The 26,421-nt window shown below is 67.3% G+C and carries 24 protein-coding genes; 4 read left to right on the top strand and 20 right to left on the bottom strand.

The genetic code is table 11. The features are described 5' to 3' along the window. Positions 1–53 precede the first annotated feature (53 nt). The 5 genes from hutI to QMA10_RS15765 form a co-directional block, all read right to left on the bottom strand. Positions 54–1,319 (bottom strand): imidazolonepropionase, encoded by a 1,266-nt coding sequence (hutI, locus tag QMA10_RS15785; RefSeq protein ID WP_290169875.1) that lies wholly within the window; start codon positions 1,317–1,319, stop codon positions 54–56. Beyond that, on the bottom strand, positions 1,316–2,737 hold the full coding sequence (locus QMA10_RS15780; protein WP_290169872.1) for a formimidoylglutamate deiminase: 1,422 nt from the start codon (positions 2,735–2,737) through the stop codon (positions 1,316–1,318). Before QMA10_RS15780 ends, hutI begins: the two co-directional genes overlap by 4 nt. Further along, positions 2,734–4,029 carry an allantoate amidohydrolase gene (locus tag QMA10_RS15775; RefSeq protein ID WP_290169898.1) on the bottom strand — a complete coding sequence of 432 codons (1,296 nt, stop codon included), beginning with the start codon at positions 4,027–4,029 and terminating at the stop codon, positions 2,734–2,736. The genes QMA10_RS15780 and QMA10_RS15775 overlap by 4 nt, the downstream gene beginning before the upstream one ends. Before the next feature lie 78 nt (positions 4,030–4,107). After that, positions 4,108–5,793 carry a urocanate hydratase gene (gene hutU / locus QMA10_RS15770; RefSeq protein WP_290169871.1) on the bottom strand — a complete coding sequence of 562 codons (1,686 nt, stop codon included), beginning with the start codon at positions 5,791–5,793 and terminating at the stop codon, positions 4,108–4,110. A 76-nt stretch (positions 5,794–5,869) separates the two neighbouring features. Then, entirely contained in the window at positions 5,870–6,682 is an 813-nt protein-coding gene (locus QMA10_RS15765) for an IclR family transcriptional regulator (protein WP_290169869.1), read from the bottom strand. A gap of 86 nt (positions 6,683–6,768) precedes the next feature. Between QMA10_RS15765 and hutH the strand changes: the two genes are divergently transcribed. Together hutH and QMA10_RS15755 are read left to right on the top strand one after the other, a co-directional pair. Continuing rightward, positions 6,769–8,343 (top strand): histidine ammonia-lyase, encoded by a 1,575-nt coding sequence (gene hutH / locus QMA10_RS15760; protein ID WP_290169867.1) that lies wholly within the window; start codon positions 6,769–6,771, stop codon positions 8,341–8,343. Between the two features lie 4 nt (positions 8,344–8,347). Further along, complete coding sequence (locus QMA10_RS15755) at positions 8,348–8,644, top strand: acylphosphatase (protein ID WP_290169865.1); 297 nt, start codon at positions 8,348–8,350, stop codon at positions 8,642–8,644. Positions 8,645–8,867: 223 nt separating this feature from the next. Here QMA10_RS15755 and QMA10_RS15750 read toward each other — a convergent pair whose 3' ends face one another. The 13 genes from QMA10_RS15750 to QMA10_RS15690 all read right to left on the bottom strand — a co-directional run bounded on the left by QMA10_RS15750 (position 8,868) and on the right by QMA10_RS15690 (position 21,926). Next, positions 8,868–9,689 carry a hypothetical protein gene (locus QMA10_RS15750; RefSeq protein ID WP_290169863.1) on the bottom strand — a complete coding sequence of 274 codons (822 nt, stop codon included), beginning with the start codon at positions 9,687–9,689 and terminating at the stop codon, positions 8,868–8,870. A 222-nt stretch (positions 9,690–9,911) separates the two neighbouring features. After that, positions 9,912–11,000: an FAD-dependent oxidoreductase gene (locus tag QMA10_RS15745; protein WP_356835401.1), complete on the bottom strand. Its 1,089-nt coding sequence runs from the start codon at positions 10,998–11,000 to the stop codon at positions 9,912–9,914. 41 nt (positions 11,001–11,041) lie between these two features. Continuing rightward, a complete protein-coding gene (locus tag QMA10_RS15740; protein ID WP_290169857.1) occupies positions 11,042–11,944 on the bottom strand; it encodes an aminoglycoside phosphotransferase family protein in 903 nt (300 codons plus the stop codon). Positions 11,945–12,119: 175 nt separating this feature from the next. Then, positions 12,120–13,637 carry an Asp-tRNA(Asn)/Glu-tRNA(Gln) amidotransferase subunit GatB gene (gene gatB, locus QMA10_RS15735; protein WP_290169854.1) on the bottom strand — a complete coding sequence of 506 codons (1,518 nt, stop codon included), beginning with the start codon at positions 13,635–13,637 and terminating at the stop codon, positions 12,120–12,122. Then, a complete protein-coding gene (gatA, locus tag QMA10_RS15730; RefSeq protein WP_290169852.1) occupies positions 13,637–15,139 on the bottom strand; it encodes an Asp-tRNA(Asn)/Glu-tRNA(Gln) amidotransferase subunit GatA in 1,503 nt (500 codons plus the stop codon). The genes gatB and gatA overlap by 1 nt, the downstream gene beginning before the upstream one ends. 8 nt (positions 15,140–15,147) lie before the next feature. Then, positions 15,148–15,444 carry an Asp-tRNA(Asn)/Glu-tRNA(Gln) amidotransferase subunit GatC gene (gene gatC, locus QMA10_RS15725; RefSeq protein WP_104055298.1) on the bottom strand — a complete coding sequence of 99 codons (297 nt, stop codon included), beginning with the start codon at positions 15,442–15,444 and terminating at the stop codon, positions 15,148–15,150. A gap of 223 nt (positions 15,445–15,667) precedes the next feature. Beyond that, complete coding sequence (locus QMA10_RS15720) at positions 15,668–16,162, bottom strand: GNAT family N-acetyltransferase (protein ID WP_290169849.1); 495 nt, start codon at positions 16,160–16,162, stop codon at positions 15,668–15,670. A gap of 112 nt (positions 16,163–16,274) precedes the next feature. After that, the gene (locus QMA10_RS15715; RefSeq protein ID WP_290169846.1) at positions 16,275–16,721 is read right to left on the bottom strand and encodes a TraR/DksA C4-type zinc finger protein; all 447 of its coding nucleotides are present in this window, start codon (positions 16,719–16,721) and stop codon (positions 16,275–16,277) included. A gap of 143 nt (positions 16,722–16,864) precedes the next feature. Further along, complete coding sequence (locus tag QMA10_RS15710; RefSeq protein ID WP_290169844.1) at positions 16,865–17,500, bottom strand: ATP-binding cassette domain-containing protein; 636 nt, start codon at positions 17,498–17,500, stop codon at positions 16,865–16,867. Further along, positions 17,490–18,398 (bottom strand): ABC transporter ATP-binding protein, encoded by a 909-nt coding sequence (locus QMA10_RS15705; protein ID WP_290169842.1) that lies wholly within the window; start codon positions 18,396–18,398, stop codon positions 17,490–17,492. The genes QMA10_RS15710 and QMA10_RS15705 overlap by 11 nt, the downstream gene beginning before the upstream one ends. Continuing rightward, positions 18,395–19,291, bottom strand: a complete 897-nt coding sequence (locus QMA10_RS15700; RefSeq protein ID WP_290169840.1) for an ABC transporter permease — start codon at positions 19,289–19,291, stop codon at positions 18,395–18,397. The genes QMA10_RS15705 and QMA10_RS15700 overlap by 4 nt, the downstream gene beginning before the upstream one ends. After that, the gene (locus QMA10_RS15695) at positions 19,284–20,309 is read right to left on the bottom strand and encodes an ABC transporter permease (protein ID WP_290169838.1); all 1,026 of its coding nucleotides are present in this window, start codon (positions 20,307–20,309) and stop codon (positions 19,284–19,286) included. Before QMA10_RS15695 ends, QMA10_RS15700 begins: the two co-directional genes overlap by 8 nt. A 3-nt stretch (positions 20,310–20,312) precedes the next feature. Continuing rightward, a complete protein-coding gene (locus QMA10_RS15690) occupies positions 20,313–21,926 on the bottom strand; it encodes an ABC transporter substrate-binding protein (RefSeq protein ID WP_290169836.1) in 1,614 nt (537 codons plus the stop codon). 192 nt (positions 21,927–22,118) lie between these two features. Here QMA10_RS15690 and QMA10_RS15685 point away from each other — a divergent pair, with 192 nt between their 5' ends. Next, positions 22,119–22,451: a helix-turn-helix transcriptional regulator gene (locus QMA10_RS15685; protein ID WP_290169835.1), complete on the top strand. Its 333-nt coding sequence runs from the start codon at positions 22,119–22,121 to the stop codon at positions 22,449–22,451. Between the two features lie 59 nt (positions 22,452–22,510). After that, the gene (locus QMA10_RS15680) at positions 22,511–23,281 is read left to right on the top strand and encodes a class I SAM-dependent methyltransferase (RefSeq protein WP_290169833.1); all 771 of its coding nucleotides are present in this window, start codon (positions 22,511–22,513) and stop codon (positions 23,279–23,281) included. A gap of 46 nt (positions 23,282–23,327) precedes the next feature. On the opposite strand, the gene QMA10_RS15675 is transcribed toward QMA10_RS15680, so the two are convergent. Beyond that, entirely contained in the window at positions 23,328–24,152 is an 825-nt protein-coding gene (locus QMA10_RS15675) for an inositol monophosphatase family protein (protein ID WP_290169831.1), read from the bottom strand. Continuing rightward, a complete protein-coding gene (ligA, locus tag QMA10_RS15670) occupies positions 24,149–26,383 on the bottom strand; it encodes an NAD-dependent DNA ligase LigA (RefSeq protein WP_290169896.1) in 2,235 nt (744 codons plus the stop codon). Before ligA ends, QMA10_RS15675 begins: the two co-directional genes overlap by 4 nt. Positions 26,384–26,421: the final 38 nt, after the last annotated feature.

Here is a 26,421-nt window from a genome sequence, read left to right as displayed (position 1 = left end):
TTCCCATTGTGCAGGATGCAGCGGGGACCACACCTCCTGCGGACCCTGATCGGCTATCGGGGCGGCAACCCCAGCCGTTGCCCGGCCCGCCACACGGCACCCGTGAGCGGCATCCCCGGCCGATAGGCCAGATGCGCCGCCGAGGGAGCGTTGAGCAGCTGCAGGTCGGCACGGTGCCCGACGGCGAGTGAGCCCACCGCCCGCTGCCCGTCCCGGTCTTGGCCGGTGTGCACGCGCAGGGCGAGCGCGCCGCCGAAGGTTGCGGCCCGCAGTGCCTCCTGAACGGTCAGGCCCATCTGCAGCACGGCGGTGGCCACACAGAAGTTCATGGAGCTGGTGTAGGAGGTGCCCGGATTGCAGTTGGAGGCCAGCGCCACCTGTACCCCGGCGTCGAGCAGTTTCCGGGCCGGAGCCAGCGGTGCCCGGGTGGACAGATCGCAGGCAGGCAGGCAGGTGGCCACCGTCCCGGGAGTACCGTCGGATTCCGGGCCGGCATCGTTCCACTGCGTCCAGGTACCGGCAAGGGCGGCAACGTCGTCGTCCGTCAGGTGGTTGACGTGATCCACGCTGGCGGCGCCGAACTCAACGGCGAGCCGCACACCGGCACCGTGGCCCAGCTGGTTGCCGTGCACCCGCAGCCCCAGGCCGGCATCGCGGCCGGCCTGCAGAACCCGGCGCGACTGGTCCTCGGTGAAGGCGCCCGTCTCACAGAAGACGTCGGCCCACTGCACATACGGCAGCACGGCTTCGAGCATCCCGGTGCAGACCAGGTCCGTGTAGTCCTCGGCATCGGCGCCGGCCGGAACCAGATGCGCCCCCAGATACGTCACCTGGTTCGCCACCGTGGAGGCAATGCGCGCATGCCGCCGTTCTTCTTCCACGTTCAGCCCGTACCCGGTTTTGGTCTCCAGATAGGTGGTGCCGCCTGCCGCCGCCTCGGCGACGCGGGCCAGCAGCAGCCGGGTCAGATCGTAATCCGTGGCGGCCCGGGTGGCTTCGGTGGTGACGGCGATGCCGCCGGCGGCGTAGGACTCCCCCGCCATCCGGGCCTCGAACTCCGCGCCTCGGTCCCCGGCAAAGACCAGGTGCGTATGCGAATCCACCCAGCCCGGAAGACCGGCCCGTCCTCCGGCGTCGACCATCTCATCAGCGGGCGGCGCATCGGCAGCCGCACCGATCCAGCTGATCCGCTCCCCCTCGAAGACCACAGCCGCATCCTGCAGCACGGTGCGGCCGCGGGTTTCATCTTGGGTGGAAAGCTCGCCGATGTTGGTGATCAGTATGGATCCGGGGGTACTGCGTGCGGTGGATGTGCTCATGGGACTTCCGTTGCGGCGGCTGGAAAGGGGGTGGCTGGCATGACGGCGGCAGGCTGGGACGCTTCCCCGTCCATGGCAGCGGCGGCGGCGGACAGCAGGGCAGCCGGGTCGCCCAGTACGGCGTGCCGGCCGCGGCGGGCCAGGATGCGGCCGCCGACGACGACGGTGTGGACATCCGACGCCGTGGCGGAAAGTGCCAGCTGCCCGGGGAACGAGCCCGCCGTGCGGAGGGTTCCGGGATCCACTGACATGAGATCGCAGCTGCTGCCCGGAGCGAGCCCGGGAGCCCGCCGCCCCTGTGCGTCCGTTCCGGCGGCCGATGCCGCCGCATGCAGGTCCGCGGGGGCAAACCGGCCGCGTTCCCCGGAGCGGAGCCGTTCGCCGTGTTCCAGCGCCCGCATCTCCAGCCAGGGATCGATGACGGCGTGCTGGTCGGTGCCCAGCGCTATCCGGGCGCCGGCCGCCCGCAAATCCTCCGCGGGGCCGATGCCGTCGGCAAGATCCGCCTCCGTGGTGGGGCACATGACCACCGTTGCCCCGGCAGCTCCGAGGGCGGTGATGTCTGCTCCGCTCAGGTGGGTGGCGTGAACCGCTGAGAGCCGCCGGGTCAGCAGCCCGTGTTTGGCCAGCAGCAGGGCCGGCGTGAGTCCGGTCGCTTCCAGGCATGCCTCATTTTCGGCGGGCTGTTCGGACAGGTGGATGTGCAGCGGCAGGTCTGCGGGGAGCTCCCGGGAGATCAGGTCCAGGTCAGCCTCCGGCACCCCGCGCACCGAATGCAGGGCAGCACCCACACTCACCTGCTCAGGATCGAACTCCTGGGCAAACGCAGCGCGCAGGGAGGCCAGGCGCTGCAGCCAGGCGGCGCCGCCGCGGTCTCCGAAGCGCAGCTGCCCCGCGGTCAGGGGCGCATCGAAACCGCCCGCCAGGTAGCAGGTGTCCAGGAGGGTCAGACGGATGCCGGCGGCGACGGCGGCCCGTGCCAGCGCCCGTTCCATCGCGTGTTCCTGCGGATAGGCGCTGCCGTCCGGCCGGTGGTGGACGTAGTGGAATTCGGCCACCGAGGTCCAGCCGGTGACAACCATTTCCGCAAACACCGCCGTGGCGAGCTGCTCATACAGCTCCGGGGTCAGCGCAGCGGCGGCGCCGTACATCTGCTCGCGCCAGGTCCAGAAACTGCCGGTGCCGCCGTCGTGCGTGCGTCCGCGCAGGATCCGGTGGAAGGCGTGGGAGTGGGCATTCGACGCCGCCGGGAAGGTCACGCCGGGCAGCCGGCAGTCGCCCAGCCGGGCCGGCACTCCGCTTTCCGACGCTGCCACCGTCCCGGAGGCAGCGACTTCCAGCCGGACACCGGCGGCCACGGCACCGTCCACCCAGGCCTGCTCGCACCAGAAAGACGACTGCCGTTCCGGTGTGCTCACAGCAGGTCCTGCAGGGCGTCGGCAAGCGCGGTGACACCGAGCTCCGCATCGGCATCCTCCACGTATTCCTCCGGCGAGTGGCTGATTCCCGAGGGATTGCGGACAAACAGCATGCCCGCGGGGACCCTCGCGGCCAGCACTCCGGCATCGTGCCCGGCGCCGGTCGCCAGGACCGGGGCACCGGGGACGGTCCGGGCCACTGATTGTTCGAGGGAGCGCTGGAGAGCGGCATCGAAATGGACGGTACCGGAGTAGGATTCCTCGGTCAGGCGGACGGTGCAGCCCTCCATCGCGGCAATCCGCTGGGCCCGGCCGTGGATTTTTTCCACCAGCGCGGCAGTCACGGCGTCATCGGGGTGGCGGACGTCCAGCCACAGGTCCACCCGGGAGGCAATGACGTTGGTTCCGCCCGGGACAGGTTCCAGCCGGCCAACAGTGGCGCGGGCATCGGCCTGGGCGGCGGCGGTCTGGCGCACGGCCACGATCAGCTGCCCTGCCGCAACCATGGGATCAGACCGGTCCGCCATCAGCGTGGTGCCGGCATGGTTGCCCTGGCCGGTGATGGAGAAGCACCACCGGCCGTGGCCCAGGACGGAGCCTGCCACCGCGACGGCGGGTCCGCGTCCGGCGGCATCGGTGAACTCTTCAGTGTTCAGGCCCCTGCCCTGCTCCACATGCAGTTCCACAAAGTCTCCGATGCGGGCCAGCACCGCATCGTCACGTCCCATCAGCTCCGGGTCCAGGCCGTTGGCTCGGGCAACGTCGGCAAACCTGTTGCCGTCGGCGTCGCGCAGGGCCAGAGCTTTAGCCGGCTCGATGGCACCGGACAGCAGCCGGGAGCCGAGGCAGGCAACCCCGAAGCGGGAGCCTTCCTCCTCCGGGAACACCGCGACGGCGAGGGCCCGGTTACGGACCAGGCTGCCTGCAGCTTCCCGGGCCTGCAGCAGATCCACGGCCGCCAGGGCGCTGGCCACACCGAGCGGTCCGTCGAATGCACCCCCGCCGGGCACGGAGTCCAGATGGGATCCGGTCACCAGTGCGCCGCGGCGCTCCGGTTCTGCTGATGTTTCCGCAGTCCCGCCGGACAGGTCCCACCAGGCCCACAGGATGCCGTTGCGGTCCGTCTCCACGGGCAGCCCCCGGCGGGAGGCCTCGGCCGTGAACCACTCGCGCAGGTCCCGTTCCGCAGCGGAGTACACCGGACGGCTGTAGCCGCCGCGGCGCCTGTCACGGCCGGTGTTTTCGATGGATCTCAGCAGGGTGTTGACGTTTGTTGTGTTCACCGTCCCTATGCTCCCACCAGCAGGAACGCCACGGGCGTCGTGGTGATCAGACCCGGGGCTGCCCGTGGTGAAATCCATGGTGTGTTCCTACTCTGCCATCGGGATACGGACGCCGCGCTCGGCGGCAACATCGGAGGCGCGCTCATATCCGGCGTCGGCGTGGCGGATCACGCCGGTGCCCGGGTCATTGGTGAGGAGCCGCTCCAGTTTGCGTGCAGCCAGCTCGGTGCCGTCCGCGACCGACACCTGGCCGGCGTGGATCGAACGGCCAATTCCCACGCCGCCTCCGTGGTGGATGGAGACCCAGGTGGCGCCTGAGGCGGTGTTCAGCATGGCATTGAGCAGGGGCCAGTCCGCAACGGCGTCGGACCCGTCGGCCATCGCTTCGGTCTCGCGGTAGGGCGAGGCCACGGAGCCGGAGTCCAGATGGTCGCGGCCGATCACGATGGGCGCGCTGACCCTGCCCTCGGCCACCAGCCGGTTGAACAGCAGACCAGCTTTGGCCCGGTCGCCGTAGCCCAGCCAGCAGATCCGGGCCGGCAGCCCCTCAAATTCCACGTGCTCGGCGGCAGCGTCCAGCCAGCGGTGCAGCCGGGCGTTTTCCGGAAACAGATCCTTGATCGCCGCATCCGTGACCGCGATGTCCTGCGGATCCCCGGAGAGCGCCACCCAGCGGAAGGGGCCCATGCCTTCGCAGAAGAGCGGGCGGATGTAGGCGGGAACAAACCCCGGGAATTCGAACGCCCGCTCACAGCCGCCCAGGCGGGCTTCGTCACGGATGGAGTTGCCGTAGTCGAACACCTCGGCGCCGGCATCCCGGAAGCCCACCATCGCGGTGACCTGGCGGGCCATGGATTCGCGGGCCTTCTTCGTAAATCCCTCGGGATCGGCCTCGGCTTCGGCAGTCCAGTGCTCCAGGGGCACTCCGGCCGGAAGGTAGCTCAGCGGATCGTGGGCGGAGGTCTGGTCCGTGACAATGTCAACGCTGATCTCCCCGGCGAGCTGGCGGCGGAGCAGTTCCTCGAACACCTCGGCGGCATTACCCACCAGTCCCACCGACAGTGCCTGCTTCTCGTTCCTGGCAGCCATGACCCGCGCGACGGCGGTGTCCAGGTCCGGTGCCACCTCGTCCAGGTAGCGTTTGCCCTCGCGGCGGCGGAGGCGTGCCTCATCCACGTCGACAACCAGCACCGCTCCCCCGTTCAGTGTCACCGCCAGCGGCTGCGCGCCGCCCATGCCGCCGCAGCCGCCGGTGAGGGTCAGAGTGCCGGCGAGGGTGGCGTTTTCATCGTTGAAGAGCTTCCGGGCAACGGCGCCGAAGGTCTCATACGTGCCCTGCAGGATGCCCTGCGTGCCGATGTAGATCCAGGACCCGGCCGTCATCTGGCCGTACATCATCAGGCCCTCGGCCTCCAGCCGGCGGAACTCGGGCCAGGTGGCCCAGTCACCCACCAGATTGGAGTTGGCCAGCAGCACCCGCGGTGCCCACTCGTTGGTCCGGAACACCCCCACGGGCTTGCCGGACTGGACCAGCAGAGTCTCGTCGTCGGCCAGGGTGGACAGGGTGCGGACGATCGCATCGTACGCCTCCCAGCTGCGTGCGGCGCGGCCGGTCCCGCCGTAGACGACCAGGTCCTGCGGCCGCTCGGCAACTTCGGGGTCCAGGTTGTTCATGAGCATCCGAAGGGGTGCTTCCGTCTGCCAGCTCTTAGCTGTCAGGGACGTTCCTCGCGGAGACCGGATGCTGCGGGACGGATCGGAGTTGGTAGCCATGACCAGACGGTAACCGAGACCTCCGGTCCCTCTGGAGGGGAAAACCGGGCCGTCTGGGATTCCAGACAACAGGTGATCAGGCGTGCTGCGGCGTCTGGGCACCAAGCCTGCGCGAGATTTCGGCAGCGCACCGGGAAACTCCGGCCAGCTGGTCGGCAGCGAAGGCTGGAATCCCCCGCAGTGCGGCGGGACCCGTTGAACCCGCTGACAATCGGTTTGCTGCTGTGAGCGTAACGCTGGCAACCGCCCGGCCGGAGCGGTCCAGGACGGGCACCGCGATGGAAGAGAACCCGTCAGTCACTTCGTTTTCCTCCCAGGCATAACCGCATTCACGCACCCGTGCCAGGAGTCCGGTCAGGGCGGCAGCGCCGGTGCGGCCGGAGCGCAGCGTCTCTGAATCCGGGTAGAGCGCCCGCAGCTGCGCGTCCGTCATTTGGGCCAGCATTGCGCGCCCGCTGGCGGTGCGGTGGGCCGGAAGCCTGATGCCGGCGTCGGTCACCAGGGGCAGCTGTTTCGGTGCCCGCTCTTCGATCACATAAATGACATCGGTGCCCTGCAGCACGGCCAGGTGCGCGGTCAGGCAGGCCCGGGTTACCAGCTTTCGCAGCGGAAACCGGCCCAGCCGCTGCAGCGGTGCCTGCCGGGCGTAGCCGGTGCCGAGCTCATGTGCCGTCGCGCCGAGGGCGTATTTGCGCTCCTCCGGCAAATGAACGGCAAACCCGTCGGCGACCAGGGCCGCCAGCAGGTGATAGGTGGTGGACCGCGGCAGCGAGAGGTCCCGGGAGACGGCGGTGGCGCTGACGGGGCCGGCCTGCGTTCCCAGATACCTCAGGATCGACAGGACTTGTGCAGCGGCGGGAACCTGAACCCGGAAGTACCTCTCTGGCATGTGCCGAGTCTAGTGCAGTGTCTGGAATCCCAGACAGGGAATCAGAGCTCTGCTGCGGCCTTGGGTTCCCATGCTCAGATATGGAGATGGAAACACTGCAGAACCCCCGGACCACCGTCGAGCTGGGAACCGGCGCCCTGACGGCGGAAGACATTGTTGCCGTGGCCCGGCACGGCGCGGCCGTCACGCTGGCGGCCGAGGCACTCGCTGCCATGACAGCCTCGCGCAGGGTCATCGAGGAACTCGCCGCGGACGACAAGCCGCACTACGGTGTCTCCACCGGTTTCGGCGCCCTTGCAGTGAAGCAGATCGTCCCTGAACAGCGCAGGCAGCTGCAGCGCTCCCTGATCCGCAGCCATGCGGCGTCGTCTGGTGCTGAAGTTGACCGCGAAGTGGTCAGGGCCCTGATGCTGAACCGGTTGGCCACCCTCGCCACCGGACGCACCGGGGTCCGCCCGGAGGTGGCCCTTTCCTATGCCGGGCTGCTCAATGCCGGCATTACCCCGGTGGTTGGCGAGTACGGGTCACTGGGCTGCTCGGGTGACCTCGCGCCCCTCTCCCACTGCGCGCTGGCCCTGACGGGGGAAGGCGGGGTCCGCACGGCCGACGGCGAGCTCCTGCAGGCCGCGGACGCGCTGGCTGCGGCCGGGCTGGAACCGGTTGAGCTGCAGGAAAAGGAAGGCCTGGCGCTGATCAACGGCACGGACGGCATGCTGGGCATGCTCACGCTGGCCGTTGCCGACCTGCACCTGCTGCTGTCCACCGCTGACCTGGCAGCAGCCATGAGTGTTGAGGGCCTGCTGGGCAGCGACGCCGTGTTTGCCGCGGATCTGCAGGCGCTGCGGCCCCAGCCGGGGCAGGCGGAATCAGCTGCCAATATCCGGGCCGTCCTGGCTGGATCGGCCTTGATCGAGGACCAAAAGACCGGCGGCTTCACCCGCGTCCAGGACGCCTACTCGCTGCGCTGCGCACCGCAGGTCCACGGTGCCGCCCGGTCAACCCTGCAGCACGCCGAAACCGTTGCCGCCTGTGAGCGGGCTTCGGCCATCGACAACCCGGTGGTAACCCTGGACGGACGCCTCGAATCCAACGGCAACTTCCACGGCGCCCCCGTTGGCTACGTGCTGGACTTCCTGGCCATCGCCGTCGCCGATGTGGCGTCCATGAGCGAACGCCGGACCGACCGCTTCCTGGACCGCTCGCGCAGCCACGGACTCAATGCGTTCCTGGCCTTCGATCCGGGAGTGGATTCCGGCCACATGATCGCCCAGTACACGCAGGCCGGAATCGTGTCCGAGCTCAAGCGGCTGGCGGTCCCTGCCTCGGTTGATTCCATTCCCTCATCGGCCATGCAGGAAGACCATGTCTCCATGGGCTGGGCGGCGGGGCTCAAACTGCGCCGCGCCCTCGACGGACTCACCCGGGTCCTGGCGATCGAGGTGATGACGGCGGCCCGCGCACTGGACATGCGCGACGGCGGCGTTTCCACTTCCCGCAGCGCCCCCGCGGTCACCGCGGTGCGGGCGGCGCTGCGTGCCGTGGTGCCCGGCCCCGGACCGGACCGGTACCTGGCTCCGGAAATTGAGGCCTGCAGGATGGCCTTGGCAGACGGTTCCCTGCTCGCTGCTGCTGACTCTGTGCTGGGCACGCCGTTACGCTGAGCCCATGACACCTCAGGATGCTGCCGCCCCTGCCCGCCGTCTGACGGCCCGGATCACCGGAAATGTCCAGGCGGTGGGGTTCCGCTACCGGACCCTGCAGCAGGCACTCCGCCTCGGGCTGACCGGCGTGGTCGAGAACCGGATCGACGGATCAGTGCTGGTGGTCGCTGAGGGTTCCGGGCCTGCCCTGGAGGAGCTGCTGCAGTGGCTGAATTCGCCGGCTGCTCCAGGCAGCGTCAATGCCGTGCAGGACTCCTGGTCAGAAGCGACGGGCGAGTTCGGGACTTTCAGTACTGCGTGACTGCTCTGGGACGGCAGCTTTTGGGCAAAGAAAAGCGCCGGCAGACCGTGGGTTGGTTGGGGGGAACAACCCTGGTCTGCCGGCGCCCGGATAGGTCACTACTCTATCCATTCATCACTCGCACCCTTATGAGGTATTAACTACGTTAACCCCCCTGACTGGGCAGGAACTGGAGGAAAGCTGGCAACTCCCTGAACACGGGGTGAACCCGCATTGAGGCAGGTCAGGAGGCTTTTTGCCGCGTCAACGCCCCATGCATTTTCCGTACGGCCTCGGGAACGGGATTGCTGACTGCCAGGACAAGCGCAGGCCGCCGGCCTCCCTTGGCCGGTGAGGCACAGACAGGGGACGCCGTGGGGCCGGAGACCGGCGGAACGGTCTTCTTCTTCGCACTGTTGCCGGCACTCTTGCCCGGAGTCTTGCCGGCACCCCTGCCGGAAGTCTTGCCGGAAGTCTTTCCGGCGGCGGGCTTCGACGCAGATGCCGTGTCCACTGACACCGGTGCGGGCTTCTTGGCAGCCGCAGGCCTGGATGCAGCCTTGGCGGCAAACTTCCGGGCGGGAGGCATACTCGACGCATGCCTGGCGGCAGGCACCCTTCCCGCAGGAGCCTGGCCCTTTGCGGCCGGTCGATCCGTCCGGCCCGCATCGGCCTGGCCGGAAGTCAAGGAGGCCACTGCCGCTTTCGATGCCGCGCGCGCAGCGGCCACTGCGTCAATCATCGACACGGCCGGCCCCACGGCGCGGCCGGAGGGGTCATAGGCACGGCCGGTCGGCGGCGCCGGACGCAGAGCGGCAAGAAGCTCATTCGCTGCGGAACGGGTGGTGTCGATGAATGCCAGGGCGGCGGTATCCTCGGGCGCGGTTTCGCTGCGCCGAAGGGCCGTTTTTTTGACGGCCCGGTAGACGGCGGCGATCACGACAATCAGGGCCGCACCCGTTGCATACATGAGGATCAGGGAAAGGGCCAGAGATGTGGTTCCGCCGGAAAAGAATCCAAACCCCGTTAGGGCCAGAATCAGCCAGACTCCGGAGATAACGGTCACGATTGTTCGGATTTTGACGTAGAGCGAACTCTGCTGCGCGCCATTCAGTTGTGGCGGCAAAATATCTGACACTGGGACAGACCTTTCAAGCAAAAGGTGGATCTAAAAAGAAGAAAAAGCCAGCCTGGCTTTATCCTTCAACTGTAGGCACCCGGGCCTGTGAATATGACCATCCACACTCACTTGCACCCGATTCGTTACGCAGTGGTGATGAGATTTTGGTCACAGTCCGGGACGGGCCGGACTCAGTGCCTCAGCGACCGGCAATTCCGGCTCTTCTCCCTGCAGCATTGCGGCCGCGGTTTCGGCCAGGCCGGACGAGGTTTGGAAGCCGTAACCGCCCTGTCCGGCGAGCCAAAAGAACCCGGGAACGACGTCGTCGTACCCCACCACAGGAAGGCCGTCGGCGGTCTGGGTGCGCAGCCCGGTCCAGGACCGGACAATCCCCGTGATGCCCAGCGTGGTTACGGAATTGACGAGTTCAACCAGCGCCGCAACGTCCCCGGGATGCGGCCGGGCGTCCATCGGAGCGCTGGGAACGCTCTCTGACGGAGACACCAGGACCCGGTTCCCGTCCGCCCGGTAGTAGAAGGTTTCATCCGCGTCCGCCACCATGGGGGCGCCATCGGCCAGCGGGTGTTCGACGTCGACGACGGCGGCAGTGCGGCGGTACGGCTGCAGTCCGCGCCTGCGGACTGAGTAAAGGTCTGCCAGCTCGTCGGCCCAGGCTCCGGCGGCGTTGACCACCACGCGGGAGGTGATGCTCTGCTCCCCCGCCTCCGTGACCCAGCGCCCGTTGCTGTCCCCGCCGGCTTCCCGGCATGCACTCCTCACCGGTGCACCGGTGAGGATGCGGGCGCCGCGGTCCAGGATCCGCCGTCGGTGGTAGTCCATCAGCGCGTCGGTGTCGCAGCCAACGGATGTGGTGTCCAGTCCCGCGGCCGGGAAGTGTCCCGGCTTCAGTTCAGGTGCCAGCGCCATCATCTGTGCCGGCGTAATGGGATGCATGTGGCCGCTGGCACGGTCCCGCACACTTTCCTCACTGCCGACCAGCAGGAAACTGCGTGCCGTGAGGACAGGCTTGGGCAGGTGGACCTCAAGGGCCCGGATAAGGGCCAGCGTTCGCACGGTAAGGTCCTGGATGACCGCGGGCCCGTAGCTGGGTATGAGCTGCCGGGCGGAGCGGGAAGAGGTGTGGAAACCCAGTGTCGGTTCGGCTTCCGCCACCAACACATCGGTCCGGCCGGCCAGCGCTGAGGCCAGGGACAATCCGGCTATCCCGCCGCCGACCACCAAGATGTCACAATCCACCGTTTTCTCCCCCGTCTTTCGTTGCTCCTGTACTGCCATCCTCACACCCAATCCTGCACATCGGTCAGGATTTCCATCAGGGTTTCCGACCCCACAAGGTACATTCCCGGATGATCGTCGGAATGGGCGAGAAGGGCGGAGGCCATGCACACCGCCCATCCCCGCGCCCTGCCCCAGACGTACGGATCGGCGTCATATTGAGGCCCAAGGGCGGAACGGAAAGCACTGCGCCCGTACTGGTCAAAGACCAGCCAGGCAGCGGCCAGGTCCGTCGCCGGATCCCCGGCGGTCAGGTCCCCGAAATCAATGACGGCCTGCAGCCCGCCGTCGGGGCTGCCCACCAGGTTGGCGGGATGCAGGTCACCGTGAAGCCACAGGTCCGGGCCGGGCCACGGGGGCAGCACGGCTGCGGCCTCCCAGAGTTCCCGGACCCGGGCAGCGTGCGGGACCATGCCGCTGGCCAGCCGCTCCTGAACTGCGTTGTCGCGGACGGAGAGCGGAACGCCGCGTACGGGATTCCGGGGATAGTCCGGCGGGGCGGGGCGGTGGAAGGCGTTCAGGAACCCGGCCAGCGGAGCGGCCAGTTCAACATTGCGGTCCCGGGGCTGCAGCGAAACCTCGGATCCGGCAAACCAGCGCGTGATGTTCCAGGGCCAGGGAAACACCTCCGAGGGGCGGCCGGCAAAGACGGGAGCCGAGGTTGCAACCGGAAGATCCGCTGTGAGCCCGGGAAGCCATTGCTGCTCGTTGGCCGCCAGCTGCACCGCAACACGGCGCCGGGGCAGGCGGACAGCATGCACAGTGCCGAGCCGAAAGATGTAGTTGTCCCAGCCGTTGGCGACCAGCTGCAGCGGCTCATCCGCCAGCGCGGGCTGTTGTTCACGCAACAGACGGCGCACAAGGTCCGTATCCACCTGGATTTCCGCTGCGGGATGATTGGCCATGCCAGCACCCTACCGTCAGGCACGTCGGGCGTCTGCCCGGTGCGCGCCAATGCGCTCCGCATGACGCCGGGTGCATCACCGTCCGGGGCTGCCGTTAAAGGCGGCCGGCCCCGGGAGGTCCCGGGGCCGGCCGCCTTGATGCGGTGCTTATTCGGTTCTTATTCGACGGCCGGGGCTAGCCCTGCACGCCGAGGCGTTCCAGGATCAGCTCGCGCACGCGGCCGGCATCGGCCTGTCCGCGGGTGGCCTTCATGACGCCGCCAACAATGGCGCCGACGGCCTGGACCTTGCCGCCGCGGATCTTGTCCGCGACGTCGGGCTGGGCTGCCAGGGCGGCGTCGATGGCTTCGAGCAGGGGTCCGTCGTCGGACACTACGGCCAGGCCGCGCGCCTCGATGACTTCCTCCGGGGTGCCTTCCCCGGCGAGCACGCCGTCGAGCACCTGGCGGGCCAGCTTGTCGTTGATCTTGCCGGCCTGGATCAGGCGGTCCAGCTCAACAATCAGAGCCGGGCTGACGCCAACCTCGGTGGGCTCCACTTCGGCTTCCTTGGCGCGGCGGGATACTTCACCCATCCACCACTTGCGGGCCACCTGTGCGGAGGCTCCGGCGGCAATGGTCTCCTCGATGGAATCCATGACACCGGCGTTAACCACGTCGCGGAATTCGGCATCGGAGTAGCCCCAGTCGGCCTGCAGACGCTTGCGGCGCTCGGCGGGCGGCTCCGGCAGGCGGGAACGCAGCTCTTCGATCCATTCCGGCGTGGTAACCACGGGAACCAGATCCGGCTCCGGGAAGTAGCGGTAGTCGTCGGCGTCGGACTTGGGACGGCCCGACGTCGTCGAGCGCGTGTCCTCGTGCCAGTGCCGGGTTTCCTGGACAATCTTGTTGCCGGATTCCAGGACTGCGGCGTGGCGCTGGATCTCGAAGCGGACGGCGCGTTCGACGGCGCGCAGCGAGTTCACGTTCTTGGTTTCGGAGCGGGTGCCGAACTTTTCCTGGCCGTGCGGGCGCAGCGAAACGTTGGCGTCGCAGCGCACGTTGCCGCGTTCCATCTTGGCATCGGAGACACCCAGGTTCTTGACGATCTCGCGGACCGCGGCCACGTAGGCCTTGGCCAGCTCGGGTGCGCGCGAACCGGCACCCTCGATCGGCTTGGTGACAATTTCCACCAGCGGAACGCCGGAACGGTTGTAGTCCACCAGGGAGAAGTCGGCGCCCTGGATGCGGCCGGCGGCCCCGCCCATGTGGGTGAGCTTGCCGGCATCTTCCTCCATGTGCGCCCGTTCAATCTCGACGCGGAACACGGTGCCGTCTTCCAGTTCGATGTCCAGGTACCCGTCGTACGCAATGGGATCTTCGTACTGGGAGGTCTGGAAGTTCTTGGGCGTGTCCGGGTAGAAGTACTGCTTCCGGGCAAAGGTGCAGGATTCGGCGATTTTGCAGTTCAGCGCCAGACCGATCAGGATCGAGTACTCCACTGCGGTCTTGTTGACCACCGGCAGCACGCCCGGCATGCCCAGGCACACCGGAGTGACGTTGGTGTTCGGCTCGTCGCCGAAAACGTTGGGCGCATCGGAGAACATCTTGGTGTTGGTGTTGAGCTCCACGTGGACCTCAAAGCCGAGCACCGGATCGTACTTCTCCATGGCCTCTTCGAAGGACAGGGTCTCGTCCTGGATGTGCACAGACATTACTTGACTCCTCCGAGTACGGGTGCGGAGGCCAGCAGCGGGCCGCCCCACTTCTGTTCCAGCAGGCCTTCCAGGGCTGCGCCGGCGCGGTACAGGCGGGCGTCTTCGCGGACCGGGGCCAGGAACTGGATGCCCACGGGCAGTCCGTCGGCCAGGCCGCCGGGAATGGAAATGCCCGGAACACCGGCCATGTTGGCCGGGATGGTGGCAACGTCATTCAGGTACATCGCCAGCGGATCGTCCAGCTTCTCCCCCAGCTTGAACGCCGTGTTGGGCGAGGTCGGGGAGATCAGCACGTCGGCCTGCGCAAACGCGGCGTCGAAGTCGCGCTGGATCAGCGTACGCACCTTCTGCGCCGAGCCGTAGTAGGCGTCGTAGTAGCCGGCGGACAGGGCGTAGGTGCCCAGGATGATGCGGCGCTTAACTTCGTCGCCGAAACCGGCGGCGCGGGTGGCGCCCATGACGCGCTCAATGGTCATGGGACCGTCGGCGGGCAGGGCACGCAGACCGTACCGGACGCCGTCATACTTGGCCAGGTTCGAGGAAGCCTCGGACGGCATGATCAGGTAGTAGGCGCCCAGGGCGTACTTGAAGTTGGGGCAGGAGACCTCAACAATTTCCGCGCCGGCATCCTTGAGCAGCTCCAGGGACTCGGAGAAGCGGGCCAGGACGCCGGCCTCGTAGCCTTCGCCCTGCAGTTCCTTGATGACGCCGATCCGCATGCCTGCCACGTTGCCGTTGCGGGCGGCTTCCACGAGGTTTCCCACGGGATCGGGCAGCGAGGTGGAGTCTCGGGGATCATGTCCGCCGATGACTTCCTGCAGCAGGGCGGCATCCAGGACGGTGCGCGATACCGGGCCAATCTGGTCCAGCGAGGAGGCCATGGCAATGGCGCCGTAGCGGGACACCCCGCCGTAGGTGGGCTTGACGCCTACGGAGCCGGTGACGGCGGCCGGCTGGCGGATGGATCCGCCGGTGTCGGTGCCCAGTGCCAGCGGAGCCTCGAAGGCTGCAACGGCTGCAGCCGAACCGCCGCCGGAACCGCCGGGAATGCGGTCCAGGTCCCAGGGGTTGCGGGTGGGACCGAACGCGGAGTGCTCGGTGGAGGAACCCATGGCGAATTCATCCAGGTTGGTCTTGCCCAGCATCGGCATGCGTGCGGCACGGATCCGGGTAATGACGGTGGCGTCGTACGGGCTCATCCAGCCCTCAAGCATCTTGGAGCCGGCCGTGGTGGGCTGGCCCTTGGTGACAATGAGGTCCTTGATGGCAATCGGCACGCCGGCCAGGGTGTGCAGTTTTTCGCCGGCCGCCCGGGCCTTGTCGACGTCGGCCGCAACCTGCAGCGCTTCGTCCGTGTTCACGTGGAGGAAGGCATTGACGGCGCTGTCCACCTCGGAGATGCGGTCCAGATGGGCCTGGGTGACCTCGACGGCGGATACCTCGCCGGCGGCGAGCTTGTCTGCCAGGGCGGCAGCGCTCGAAGTAATCAGTTCATTCATGGAAGTCTTTACTCCTCATCCAGGATGGCAGGGACCTTGAAGCGGCCGGCCGCATTGTCGGGAGCACCGGAGAGCGCTTCTTCATTGGTCAGCGTCTGCCCCACAACATCCTCGCGGAACACGTTGAACAGCGGGATCGGGTGGGAGGTGGCCGGGATGTCCTCACCGGCAACTTCGCTTACGGATTTGATCGAATCAACAATGACATCCAGTTCGCCGGCCATCTTGGCCAGTTCATCCTCGGTCATCTCAATGTGGGCCAGATGCGCCAGATGCGCCACAGCCTCACGATTGATCTCAGACATGAGTCTCCCATGCGTCTTTTTTCGGATAAAAGGTATCCGTCCCAGTCTACGGCGTCTGGTGATGCCATTTTCCGTGTGTCGGGCGCGGGCGGAGCAGCGAACCGGGACGCTTCTTTGGATCTTTCGTGCACATCACGGGCGCAAACACCCCTCCGCCCTCTCCGAAAGGGTTGCGCCCCGCGGCCGCTCAAGCAGAGCGTTCGGGTGTGTTCGGCAGCCCGCGTCAGAGGACCAGACGGAAGACCCAGAGCAGGATGTCCTTGTTGGGCACAATCCAGTCACGCCCGGGCACCCGCTCGAATCCCATCGACCGGTACAGGGCGTGGGCCCGGGTCATCGGCGTCATGCTGGTCAGGCTGACGGCATGGATACCGTCCAGGGTGCGGGCATAGTCGACGACGGCGGACACCAGGGCACGGCCGACCCCGCCGCGCTGCAGAGCGGGGTCCACGGCAAGCATGCGGAATTCCAGTTCGCCCTCGACGGCGATGTCGGTGTACGGCTGCCCGGCAAAGGTGATCGCCGTGGAGGCAGCTACCCTGCCGTCCAGTTCCGCCACCCAGACCATCGCGTTGGCGGCACGGTCCTCAACGTTTTCCAGCTCCTTGACGTAGGGGTCGTCTGCCTCGAGGTACCCGGCGCTCAGATAGGCGTCACGGGTGATCCGGCGGATGTCGTCAAAGTCAGCCTCGGTGGCCTGCCGGACGGTAATGCTCATGCGGGTTACGAATCCTTGCGTGGTTCTTGATTTCCACCGTTGATTCTAGCGCCGCCCGTCACCGGTCCATGGACGGCCGTGACCAGGGGCACTGCTGTTCGGCAGCCGCCGCTCAGCGGCGCCGGGCCGCGGCGGCGCAGGTGACGCAAAAGCGTGCCTCGGGGCGGATTTCCAGCCGTTCGGCGGGGATTGGGTTGCCGCACATCTCACACACCCCGTAGGTGCCTTCATCCAGCCGCACCCGTGCATCCAGCAACTCGATCAGCGACTCTTCACCGGCGGCGAGCAGCGCCATTTCGTTGTTGCGTTCAACGGTAACGGTGGATCCTTCGGGGTCATGTTCGTCGTCGGCCGGTGTGTCCTTGGCCGCCAGGGTCACTTCGCGGATGTCCGCCACCACGGAGGCAATCTTTTCCCGGGCCTGGCCGATGCGTTCATCCAGCAGCTCAGCGAAATGACCTGTGTCCAGATCAGCAGGAGTGGCACGCTCAGGAGCCGGGACTCGCGCAGCTGCGGCAGTGGAAGTCTTCCGGGGCGCAGCAGGTGTCTTACGGGTCATGGATTCCTCCTGGTCCGAGAATGCCAAACGAGTGTTCCCATTATCCGCGCCCGCCCCTGAAAGTCTCTCCCCCCGGCGGCGTCTCTCCCCTCAGGGCTTAAAACCAGACAGAACCGTCACCATGGACACGCAGCAGACCGTGCTTACGGCAGGTGTTTGATGGCCCCGCACCAGGCCTCCAGCAGTTCGCGGTCATGGCTCAGCGCCAGGACCCCGAGGCTCCGGGCAGCAACCTCCCCGCTGATGATGCGGACCACGGCCGCGGTGGTGGCGGCATCCAGCATGGCGGTGGCCTCATCACAGATGAGGTAATCCGGCCGGGCGGCCAGGGCACGGGCAAGGCAGGCACGCTGGAGCTGACCGTCGGATACCTCATGCGGGTACCGGTCCAGCAGATCGCCGGTCAGCTGGACCCTGGCCGCGAACTGCCGCACGCCTGCGTCAATTTCCCTGCGCCGGCGGGGCCCGCGCACGCCGGCGATGCCCTCGGCGATCACGGCCCGCAGCGTCATCCGCGGACTGCAGGACCGGCGCGGAGACTGGAACAGCATGGCAATGCTGCCGTCACCCCTTCGGACGGGCGCGCCGTTGCAGGCCACGTGCCCCGCCGACGGCGGGATCAGACCGGCCAGCACCCGGGCCAGGGTGGTTTTGCCGCTGCCCGACGGTCCGGCCAAGCCCACTTGGCTGCCCGCACCGATACTTAGGCTGACGTTCCGCAGCACCTCGGCGCCGCCGTAAGAGAACCCCACCTTCACGGCGCTGAGCTCACCGGACATGGTCCGCCTCCAGTTCCGCCGCGGCCCGCAGCCGGTCCGCGTACGTATAGTCCGGCGGCAGATTGGTCAGTTCAGGCGGCAGGCCGGGCATTGGATGCAGTCCGTTGGCGGGAAGGGCCGCGAGCAGATCCGCGGTGTAGCGCTCGGCCGGCGCAGTCAGGATCCGCACCGCCGGACCGGTTTCGATAATCCTTCCTGCGTACATCACGGAGAGCTCGTCGGCGGTGCCGGACAAGGCGAGCGCCTGCAGATCATGGGTGATCAGGACGACGGCGGTGCCGGAGTCCGCGATGCTGCGCAGCAGGCCCAGGGTCAACTGGGCCAGATGCGGGTCCAGGCCGGAGATCGGTTCATCCGCCACCAGTACGTCGGGATCCCCGGCAAGGGCGAAGGCAAGGGCTGCACGCTGCAGCATCCCGCCGCTGAGCTCATGCGGAAATGCCTCCAAAGCGGCAGGGTCCAGATGGACCCGGTCCAGCAGCTCCTCCGCTGTGGCCTGTCCCCGGAGTTCGCGGAGGGTTTCCCGCAGCTGTGCCCCCACCCGGCGGACCGGGGTGAGATAGGTGGCGGCGGACTGCGGAACGTAGCCGATCTGCCGCCCCCGCAGCCCCGCTGTCCGCGCGGCCGCGGCCCGCCCTTCGCCGGTCAGTGCTGTCGCCCGCCCGTTGGGGTCCACGTATTCCAGATGTCCCCCGGCCCGTGTGCCCGCGGGCAGCATGCCGAGGATGGCCGTGGCCAGGGTTGTCTTACCGCAGCCCGATTCGCCCACGACGGCATGCACCCGGCCCCGGCAGGCGGTGAAGTCAACGCTGGTGGCAGCGTGCACCCAGCCGGCCTCCCCGCGGATGTCCACCGGTATCCGGACCGTGTGTCCTTCAGCCCTGATCGCAGCACTCATGACCGGCCTGCTGTGGTGGAGACAAGCCCGTTTCCGCAGGCGGCGATCGCCAGGGTGGTACAGACGAGAAGCAGCGCGGGGAACGCCAGCGCCCACCAGCCGCCGAGCATCACTTCCGTCTGCGCCTCCTGCAGCAGTGTGCCCAGGGACGCCCGGTCCGGGGAGAGGCCAAGGCCCAGGAATGACAGGGTTGATTCGTGCCAGATGGCGTGCGGCAGGAGCATCACGGTGGCCACCGTTCCCTGTCCCAGCGCAGCAGGAAGGAAATGCCGGCGGAGCACCTGTGTCCGCGTCCTGCCCAGAAGGTAGGACGCTTCAACGTACTCGAGCCCGCGCAGGGACAAGACCTCTGCGCGGACAATCCGTGCAACCTGCGTCCAGTGCGTCAGGGCAATCGAGGCAACAATGGCGGTGACCGATCCCCTGAACATCGCCACGATCACCACTCCCAGCAGCAGATGCGGAACCGCATTGACGGCGTCGATGCAGCGCATGATGCTCCGGTCTGCCCGGCCGCCCAACGTTGCCGAGGCCGCGCCGACCAGCATGCCCAGGACCATCGCGAGCACGGCGCAGAGGGCAGCGATCAGGAGCGAGATCCGCAGTCCGGAGGCCAGCCGGACAAACAGGTCGCGGCCGGCGTGGTCTGTTCCGAACAGATGGCCGGACGACGGCGGCAGGCGGGCGGAGCTGAAATCGGTCAGCTTCTGGTCCGTCCCGGCTATCAGTGGAACAAACACGGCGTAGGCCACAATCACAGCCAGCACGGCCGCGCCGATGAGTGCACCTGCGCGCTTCCCGGCACGGCTGCGTTCCGGCAGAACCACTTGGCGCAAAACGGACGCGGCTGCGGGACCGGAGGTTGCGGGGCTGGAAGTCCTGGAGCTAAACATCGGCAGTCACCCTCGGATCGAGCAGCATGTACAGGAGGTCAGCCAGCAGCGATGCTGCCAGGACGGTGATCGTGGTCAGTACCGTGAGCGCGGCCAGCAGGGCAAAGTCCAGGGCCTGCGCCGATGACACCACGGCCGCGGCCAGCCCCGGCCAGGAAAACACCGTCTCGATCAGCACGGCGCCCACGATGACTTCGGGGAGCCGCGATCCGAGCACCGCGATGAACGGTGCCAAAGCTGCCGGCAGCACATGTTTGCGGACCACGGTCCGCTCGGACAGCCCGCGGAGCCGGGCCCCGCGCACGGCATCGGAGGCCTGAATCCCTGCCGTGGAGGTCCGCAGGGAGAGCACCAGCCACGGCAGCTGCGACAGTGCCGTGGCCAGTACGGGCAGCACCATATGGCGGGCAACCTGACCGGCGCTGAGCTCGGCTCCGGGATCCGCCAGTCCTCCCCCGGGCAACCAACCCGCGGCAACGGCAAAAACGCCCAGCAGGCCGAGGGAGATGACAAACGGCGGCAATCCCTGCAGGACGGTCGCCCCCGCACCCACGGCCCGGTCCAGGAACCCGCCCGGCCGGTAAGCGCAGCGCACCGCCATCAGCAGCGAAGAGACCACGGCGAGGAACAACCCCGTTCCGGCGACCAGCAGAGTCCAGGGCATGCGCTCGGACAGCACCGCCGTCACGGGCTGCCGGAATACCCGTGAGTACCCCAGGTCTCCGGTCAGCGCCGAACCGATCCACTGCAACCAGGCGGAGAACCATGATGTCTCAAGATTGAGGGCCTCGGCGAGCTGCTGCCGCTGTTCCACCGACGCCTGCACGTACCGGTCCCCCAGATAGGCGGTCAGCGGATTGAAGGGCGAGATGCCGGCCAGCAGGAAAACCAGCAGGCTCACGCCCAGGACGACAGGCACCGCCAGGACGCAGCGGCGGAAGATAATCGTACGCAGGTCCGCACGCCGGTGTCTGCGTCCTGCCTGCCGGCCGGACAGCAGCGGTGCTTGTGCCGGCACCGGCTACTCCCTGGTCCAGTCGCGCAGGCTCCACCAGAAGCCCCACCCGACGTCGTGGGCATGCGGTTCCAGGACTGTCCGGATGTTCTGCCAGCCCATCTCCCGCTGGATGTAGTTGTGGTTGATGAAGGCCAGCATGACGTAACCGGGTTGCTGGACGTAGAGGTCCTGGACGGCCAGGTAGCGGGCCGTGCGCTCGGCGGGATCCGTACTTGTCCGGGCGGCCTCCAGGTGGGCATCTATTTCAGCGCTTCCGGTGTTGCCCGGATTGGCGAAGGGAGAACCCGTTCCGGGGACTGCCGTATGGAGTGTTTCGAACAGCTGCGAATCCAGATCGTAGGGCTTGTCGCCGCCGCCCAGGAGGATGCCGACGTCTCTGCGCCGCTCCTCGATCACGTTCCAGTCGGTGCCGAGAAGGGTCACGTCCACACCGATCCCGGACATGTCCGAGGCAAACGCCAGCGACAGATCCCGGCGGAGGGTATCGCTTGCGTTGTACGCCAGGTCAAAGGCCGCAGGCACGCCGTCCCGGGTCCGCTTTCCGTCCTCACCTGCAACCCAGCCGGCCTCGTCCAGGAGCGTTTTGGCTCCTTCGGGGTCGAATGGGAAGACGGCGTCCGGGTCGAAGGCGTCTCCGTAGACCGCTGCCACCGGGGTATGGGCCGGAACGCCGCGGCCGGCCAGCACATGGTCCACCATGGCTTCGCGGTCAACCGCCAGGTTCATCGCCAGAACCGCCTGCGGATCGCTCGCGAAGGCGTTTCCGGCGGGCAGGGAAAGCCCCCGCCAATCAGCCGTTTCCACGGCCTCTTGGGAGTACCCGGGCTTATCCTCGTAGGCTGCGGCCAAGCTCGGCGGCAGGACGGTTCCGTCGATCTCGCCCGTTTGAAGCCGCTGGGCCCGCGAGTTGTCATCGGGCACGTGGATAATCGTCACCGTTTTCACTTCCGGCGCGCCGTTCCAGTAGTCCTCATTGGCAGTCAGGACCAGTTCGTCAGGGCGCAGCGACGCGAGCGTATAGGGGCCCGTCCCCACCGGGTCGGTATTCAGGGATGATTCGGCAGCCAGCCCCGGCATCAGCCGCTCCGACGGCGCAATGCCCAGCAGCAGCCGGCTGGCAAACCCGGAGTATGGATACTTCAGGGTGAACGTAACGGTTCCGTCCGGTCCGGCGGTGACGTCCTGAAGCATGTCGTAGGAGGGGGCCAGCTCGGAGGCAGAGGCCGGGTCGATGACGGCCTTATAGGTAGCAGCAACGTCTTCGGCGTCCAGAACAGTGCCGTCGGTGAACTCCACGCCGTCGCGGACCCGGACAGTCCATTCGGTACCCTCGGTGTTTCTCCGCGGCATCTCTGTGGCCAGCCACGGAATCAGGTCGGGCAGGGACGAGGAACCATCCCTGGGTGCGAGCCGCAGGAGCCCGTCGTAGATCTGCGACTGTCCGCTGTCTCCGTGGCCTCCCACGGGGTTGAACCGGCCCAGCTCATTGGCATCGGCGAGAACCAGGGGGGCACCTTCCCCGGTATTTTCCGGATCCGCTACGCAGCCGGCGGCTACGGTCAGCAGCAGGGCAGCTGCTGCCAGCCGGGACAGGTCCCGACCTCTGATCTCTGGCATGTGCGCTCCTGACGTATGCATGCGTGTGCACATAACGATGAAACAATACCTATCCCGGTCCATCCCCTCCGCCCAAAATCGGTTCGAAACTTGTCGTTGCGTTACCTTCTTCCCAGCCGCGGCACCGTTGTGCGGCGCGGCGGCGCTCTGCAAGGATTCAGAGCTATGCGAGGTATGCGAGGATTTCGAGGTATGAGACCCTCGTCGCCCGGTGCCGTCATCGACGCGGTAGCAGACGTACCCGCTGCCGTGGACGTGCCGGGATGGTCTGCCCGTTTTGACCTGATCTCGGATCCCACACGGCTCACGCTGCTGCTGTGCCTGCACTTCAGCCCGGGTCTCTCGGTGACCCGGCTGGCCGCCGCGGCCGGGGTGCCGCAGACAGTGGTCAGTCAGTCCCTGCGCCCGCTGCGGAACCGGGAGTGGGCGGTGGTGGAGAAGGTTGGCCGTGAACACCGCTACCGTCTGGTGGACGAATCCCTGCACACCCTGCTCCACACCATCGGCGCCCCGCATGCGCACTGATACTGCCAACAACTGCGGTGCACGCAGTCCTCAGCAAACAGAGGAACCGGAGACGCGCAGTGGTTGATGCGCATTACAGCGAACCGCGCCTGGTGGCTCTCTACGACGAGGACAACGCCGGCCGCTGGGACGTCGACTTCTACGCCGGTATGCTCAGCACCCTCAGCAGCCAAAGGGGTCCGCTGAGGATTGCGGACGTCGGCTGCGGCACTGGCAATTTTGCCGTTGAGCTTGCCCGCGGAGGGCACACCGTCACGGGTATTGATCCGGCCGCAGGAATGCTCGATGCCGCCCGGTCACGCGACGGCGGGGAGCTGGTCACCTGGCTGGAGGGAACGGCGGCGGACCTGCCCGCTGGCCCCATCGACGCCGCGGTCATGACCGGCCATGCGTTTCAGTGCCTGCTGCCCGAAGCTGACATCCTGTTGACGCTTCAGGCGGTGAGCTCCCGGCTGTCGCCCGGCGGAATCTTCTTTTTCGAGTCCCGGAACCCCGCAGTGAAGGCTTGGCTGGAATGGGACAGCAGCAGTGCGGGGCCCGCGCTGCAGGAATCCTCGGCGGGGATGCTCGAAGTTGAGTGGGAGCTGATCGCCGTACAGGAGGAGCCCGACGGCGTCCTGGTCACCTTCGAGGACCGCACGCTGTTCCTGGCCGACGGCGAGCGCTTCACCAGCCGCAGCACCCTGAAATTCACTCCGGCTGATGTGCTGGCAGGTCTTGTGGAGCGGGCCGGGTTCAGCGAGGCGGACTGGTACGGAGATTGGAACGGCGGACCGCTGGACCCGTCCTCCAGCCCGGAAATCATCGTGGCCGCGCGCATGCCTTCCTGATGCCGCAGCTGCCCGGCCCGGGGGGGGCGGTTCGGGGTCCTGCCGCTTAGCGCCGGAAGCGTCCTTCAACGGCGGCACCGGCGGCGGTCACTGCCTGAAGCCGCTCGGCATCACCGGCCGGAGTTCCCGGCCGGCGTACCGGCACGCCGGCTTCTTCAGCGATCAACGCTCCGGCGGCATAGTCATATTCGTTCAGTCCGCGCTCGAGGTAGGCGTCCAGAGTGCCGTCCGCCACCATGCACAGGTCCAGGGCTGCGGACCCGAGCCGGCGGACATCGGCGTATCCTGCCGCCAGGCCGGCAAGGGCGGTGTACTGCTCGGCACGCACTCCCTGGTCATAGGAGAACCCGGTGCCCAGGAGCTTGCCGGTCCGCTCCGGATCCGGACCCGACAACCTGCGGACAGAGCCGTGTTCAGCCAGCCAGGCGCCGTGCCCGCGGGCGGCCGAATAGACCCGCACCAGCGCCGGGGCATGGACGACGCCGGCCAGCCAGACGCCGCCGTCGTTCACCGCCGCCACGGAGGTGGCGTAATAGACGATGTTGCGGATGAAGTTGGTGGTGCCGTCCAGCGGATCGATGGACCAGCGGATTCCGGAAGCGTTGTCCGGCACACTGGCGCCCAGCTCCTCACCGGTGACTGTGTCCTGCGGACGGCGGCGGGCCAGGACCTCGCGGACGGCACGCTCGGCAGCCGTGTCGAACTCCGTCACCCAGTCACCGGCGGCGCTCTTGTTCACGGCGTTCAGGCCCTCGGTGGTCCGGCGGGCCAGCACGGCGGCGCCCGCCGCAGCAGCCTCCCTTGCCACGTCCAGGAGCTCCAGCGGATCATTTCCGGGAACGGCAGCGCGGTCCGGCAGCGGAGGTGTCATGCTGTTCCTTCCTCTGACACTGCGCCTTCTTCCAGCGCTGTGCCCTCTTCCGCCAGCGTGCCGTCCAGCAGTTTGCGGAAGCCGTCTTCATCCAGCACCGGCACTCCCAGGGATTCTGCTTTGTCCAGCTTGGTACCCGCGTTCTCCCCCGCCACCAGATAGTCGGTTTTCTTGGACACCGACCCGGAGGCTTTTCCGCCGCGGGTAATGATGGCTTCCTTTGCTTCGTCCCGGCTGAAGTTCGGCAGGGTTCCGGTCACCACCACGGTCATCCCCTCAAGCGTGCGGGGCATCGTTTCATCCCGTTCATCGGCCATCCGCACGCCGGCCGCTGCCCAGCGGTCCACGATCTCGCGGTGCCAGTCCTCGGCGAACCATTCGGTCAGGGCCGCTGCGATGGTGGGGCCAACGCCGTCGACGTGGGCCAGCTGCTCCTCGGACGCGGCGCGGATGGCCTCCATGGATCCGAAGGCGGTGGCGAGCGCCCGGGCCGCCGTCGGGCCCACATGCCGAATCGACAGGGCCACCAGCACGCGCCAGAGCGGCTGGGTCTTGGCCTTTTCCAGCTCGGTAAAGAGTTTGCGGGTGGTGGCAGTGGGTTCGGACGGCTTTTTCGCCGTGCCCTTGGAGTAGAAGTAGGGAACCAGTTCGGTGCCGTCCACCACCCCCTTGACCCGCTTGGGGCGTTCAATGCGCACGTCGGCCAGGTCTTCGATGTTGAGGTCGAACAGCCCGGCCTCGCTGGTCAGCGGCGGAACCTGCGGCTCGGCCGGCTGCGTCAGGGCAATGGCCGCTTCCCAGCCGAGTGCTTCAATGTCGAACGCGCCGCGGCCGGCGAGGTGGAACACCCGCTCACGCAGCTGCGAGGGGCAGGACTTGGCATTGGGGCAGCGGATATCCACGTCCCCTTCCTTGGCCGGCTTCAGCTCCGTGCCGCAGGAGGGGCAATGGGTGGGCATCACGAAGTCCCGGACCGGCGGATCCTGCGCGTCGCGCAGTGCCATCACCGGGCCCACAATTTCGGGGATCACGTCGCCGGCCTTGCGCAGCACCACAATGTCGCCGATCTTCACGCCCTTGGCTTTGACCACGTCCTGGTTGTGCAGTGTGGCCATCTCCACGGTGGAACCGGAAACCGTGACCGGAGTCATCATCCCGTACGGCGTGACACGGCCGGTGCGGCCCACGTTCACCCGGATATCCAGAAGCTTGGTGTTCACTTCCTCCGGCGGGTACTTGTAGGCCACGGACCAGCGGGGCACCCGCGAGGTGTGGCCGAGGGCGCGCTGCAGTGCGAAGTCGTCCACCTTGACCACGATGCCGTCGATCTCGTGCGAGAGGTCATGGCGGTGCTCGCCGTTGACGGCAATGTAGCTAAGCACTTCGCCGTAGCTTTCCAGAACCTTGTAATACGGCGACGTCGGCAGGCCCCACTGCTTCAGCAGTTCGTAGGTTTCGGACTGGCTGGCGGCAGCCAGGCCTTCCCTGGCACCGATGCCGTGCACGTACATGCTCAGCGGACGCCGGGCTGTGACTTCAGGGTCCTTCTGCCGCAGCGATCCGGCGGCGGCATTGCGCGGATTCGCGAACGGCGCCTTTCCGGCTTCAACCATGGATTCGTTCAGGCGGGCAAAGTCCTTGGAGGGAATGAAGACCTCCCCGCGGATTTCCATTTCCGCGGGGATGTTCTCACCGGTGAGCACCCGCGGGATGGACTTGATGGTGAGCACGTTGTGCGTGATGTCCTCACCGGTGGTGCCGTCGCCGCGGGTGGCGGCCCGGACAAGCTCACCGTTGCGGTAGAGGAGGTTCACGGCAAGACCGTCAATCTTGAGCTCCGTGAGCCATTTGATCTTGGCATCAGGGGCAATGTTCGCCGCTGAGGCTTCGGCCTTGCGCACCCAGGCGTCGAGTTCATCCAGCGAGAAGACGTCCTCCAGGCTGTACATGCGCTGAAGGTGCTCCACCGGAGTGAACGCCGCGGAGACCTCTCCGCCGACTTCCTGGGTGGGTGAATCATTGCTGACGAGTTCCGGATGCAGCGCCTCGAGTTCTTCGAGCCGCCGGTACAGTTCGTCGAACTCGGCATCGGAGACCAGCGGAGCGTCTTCGTTGTAGTACGCGAAACGGTATTTCCGCACCTGGTCCGCCAGCCCCTGATACTCCTCACGCAGGTTGTCGCTGGGCGGGGTATCTGTGCTGACCGATTCGACGGCGGCTGCGGTGTCCATGGTTTCCGGAGATGTCTTGGCTGTGCTCACCTAACTAA

Source organism: Arthrobacter sp. APC 3897, from assembly GCF_030407495.1.
Taxonomy (GTDB): domain Bacteria; phylum Actinomycetota; class Actinomycetes; order Actinomycetales; family Micrococcaceae; genus Arthrobacter_B.
The sequence above is the reverse complement of the archived record's forward strand: the minus strand, read 5'-3'. Positions and strand labels throughout refer to the sequence as shown.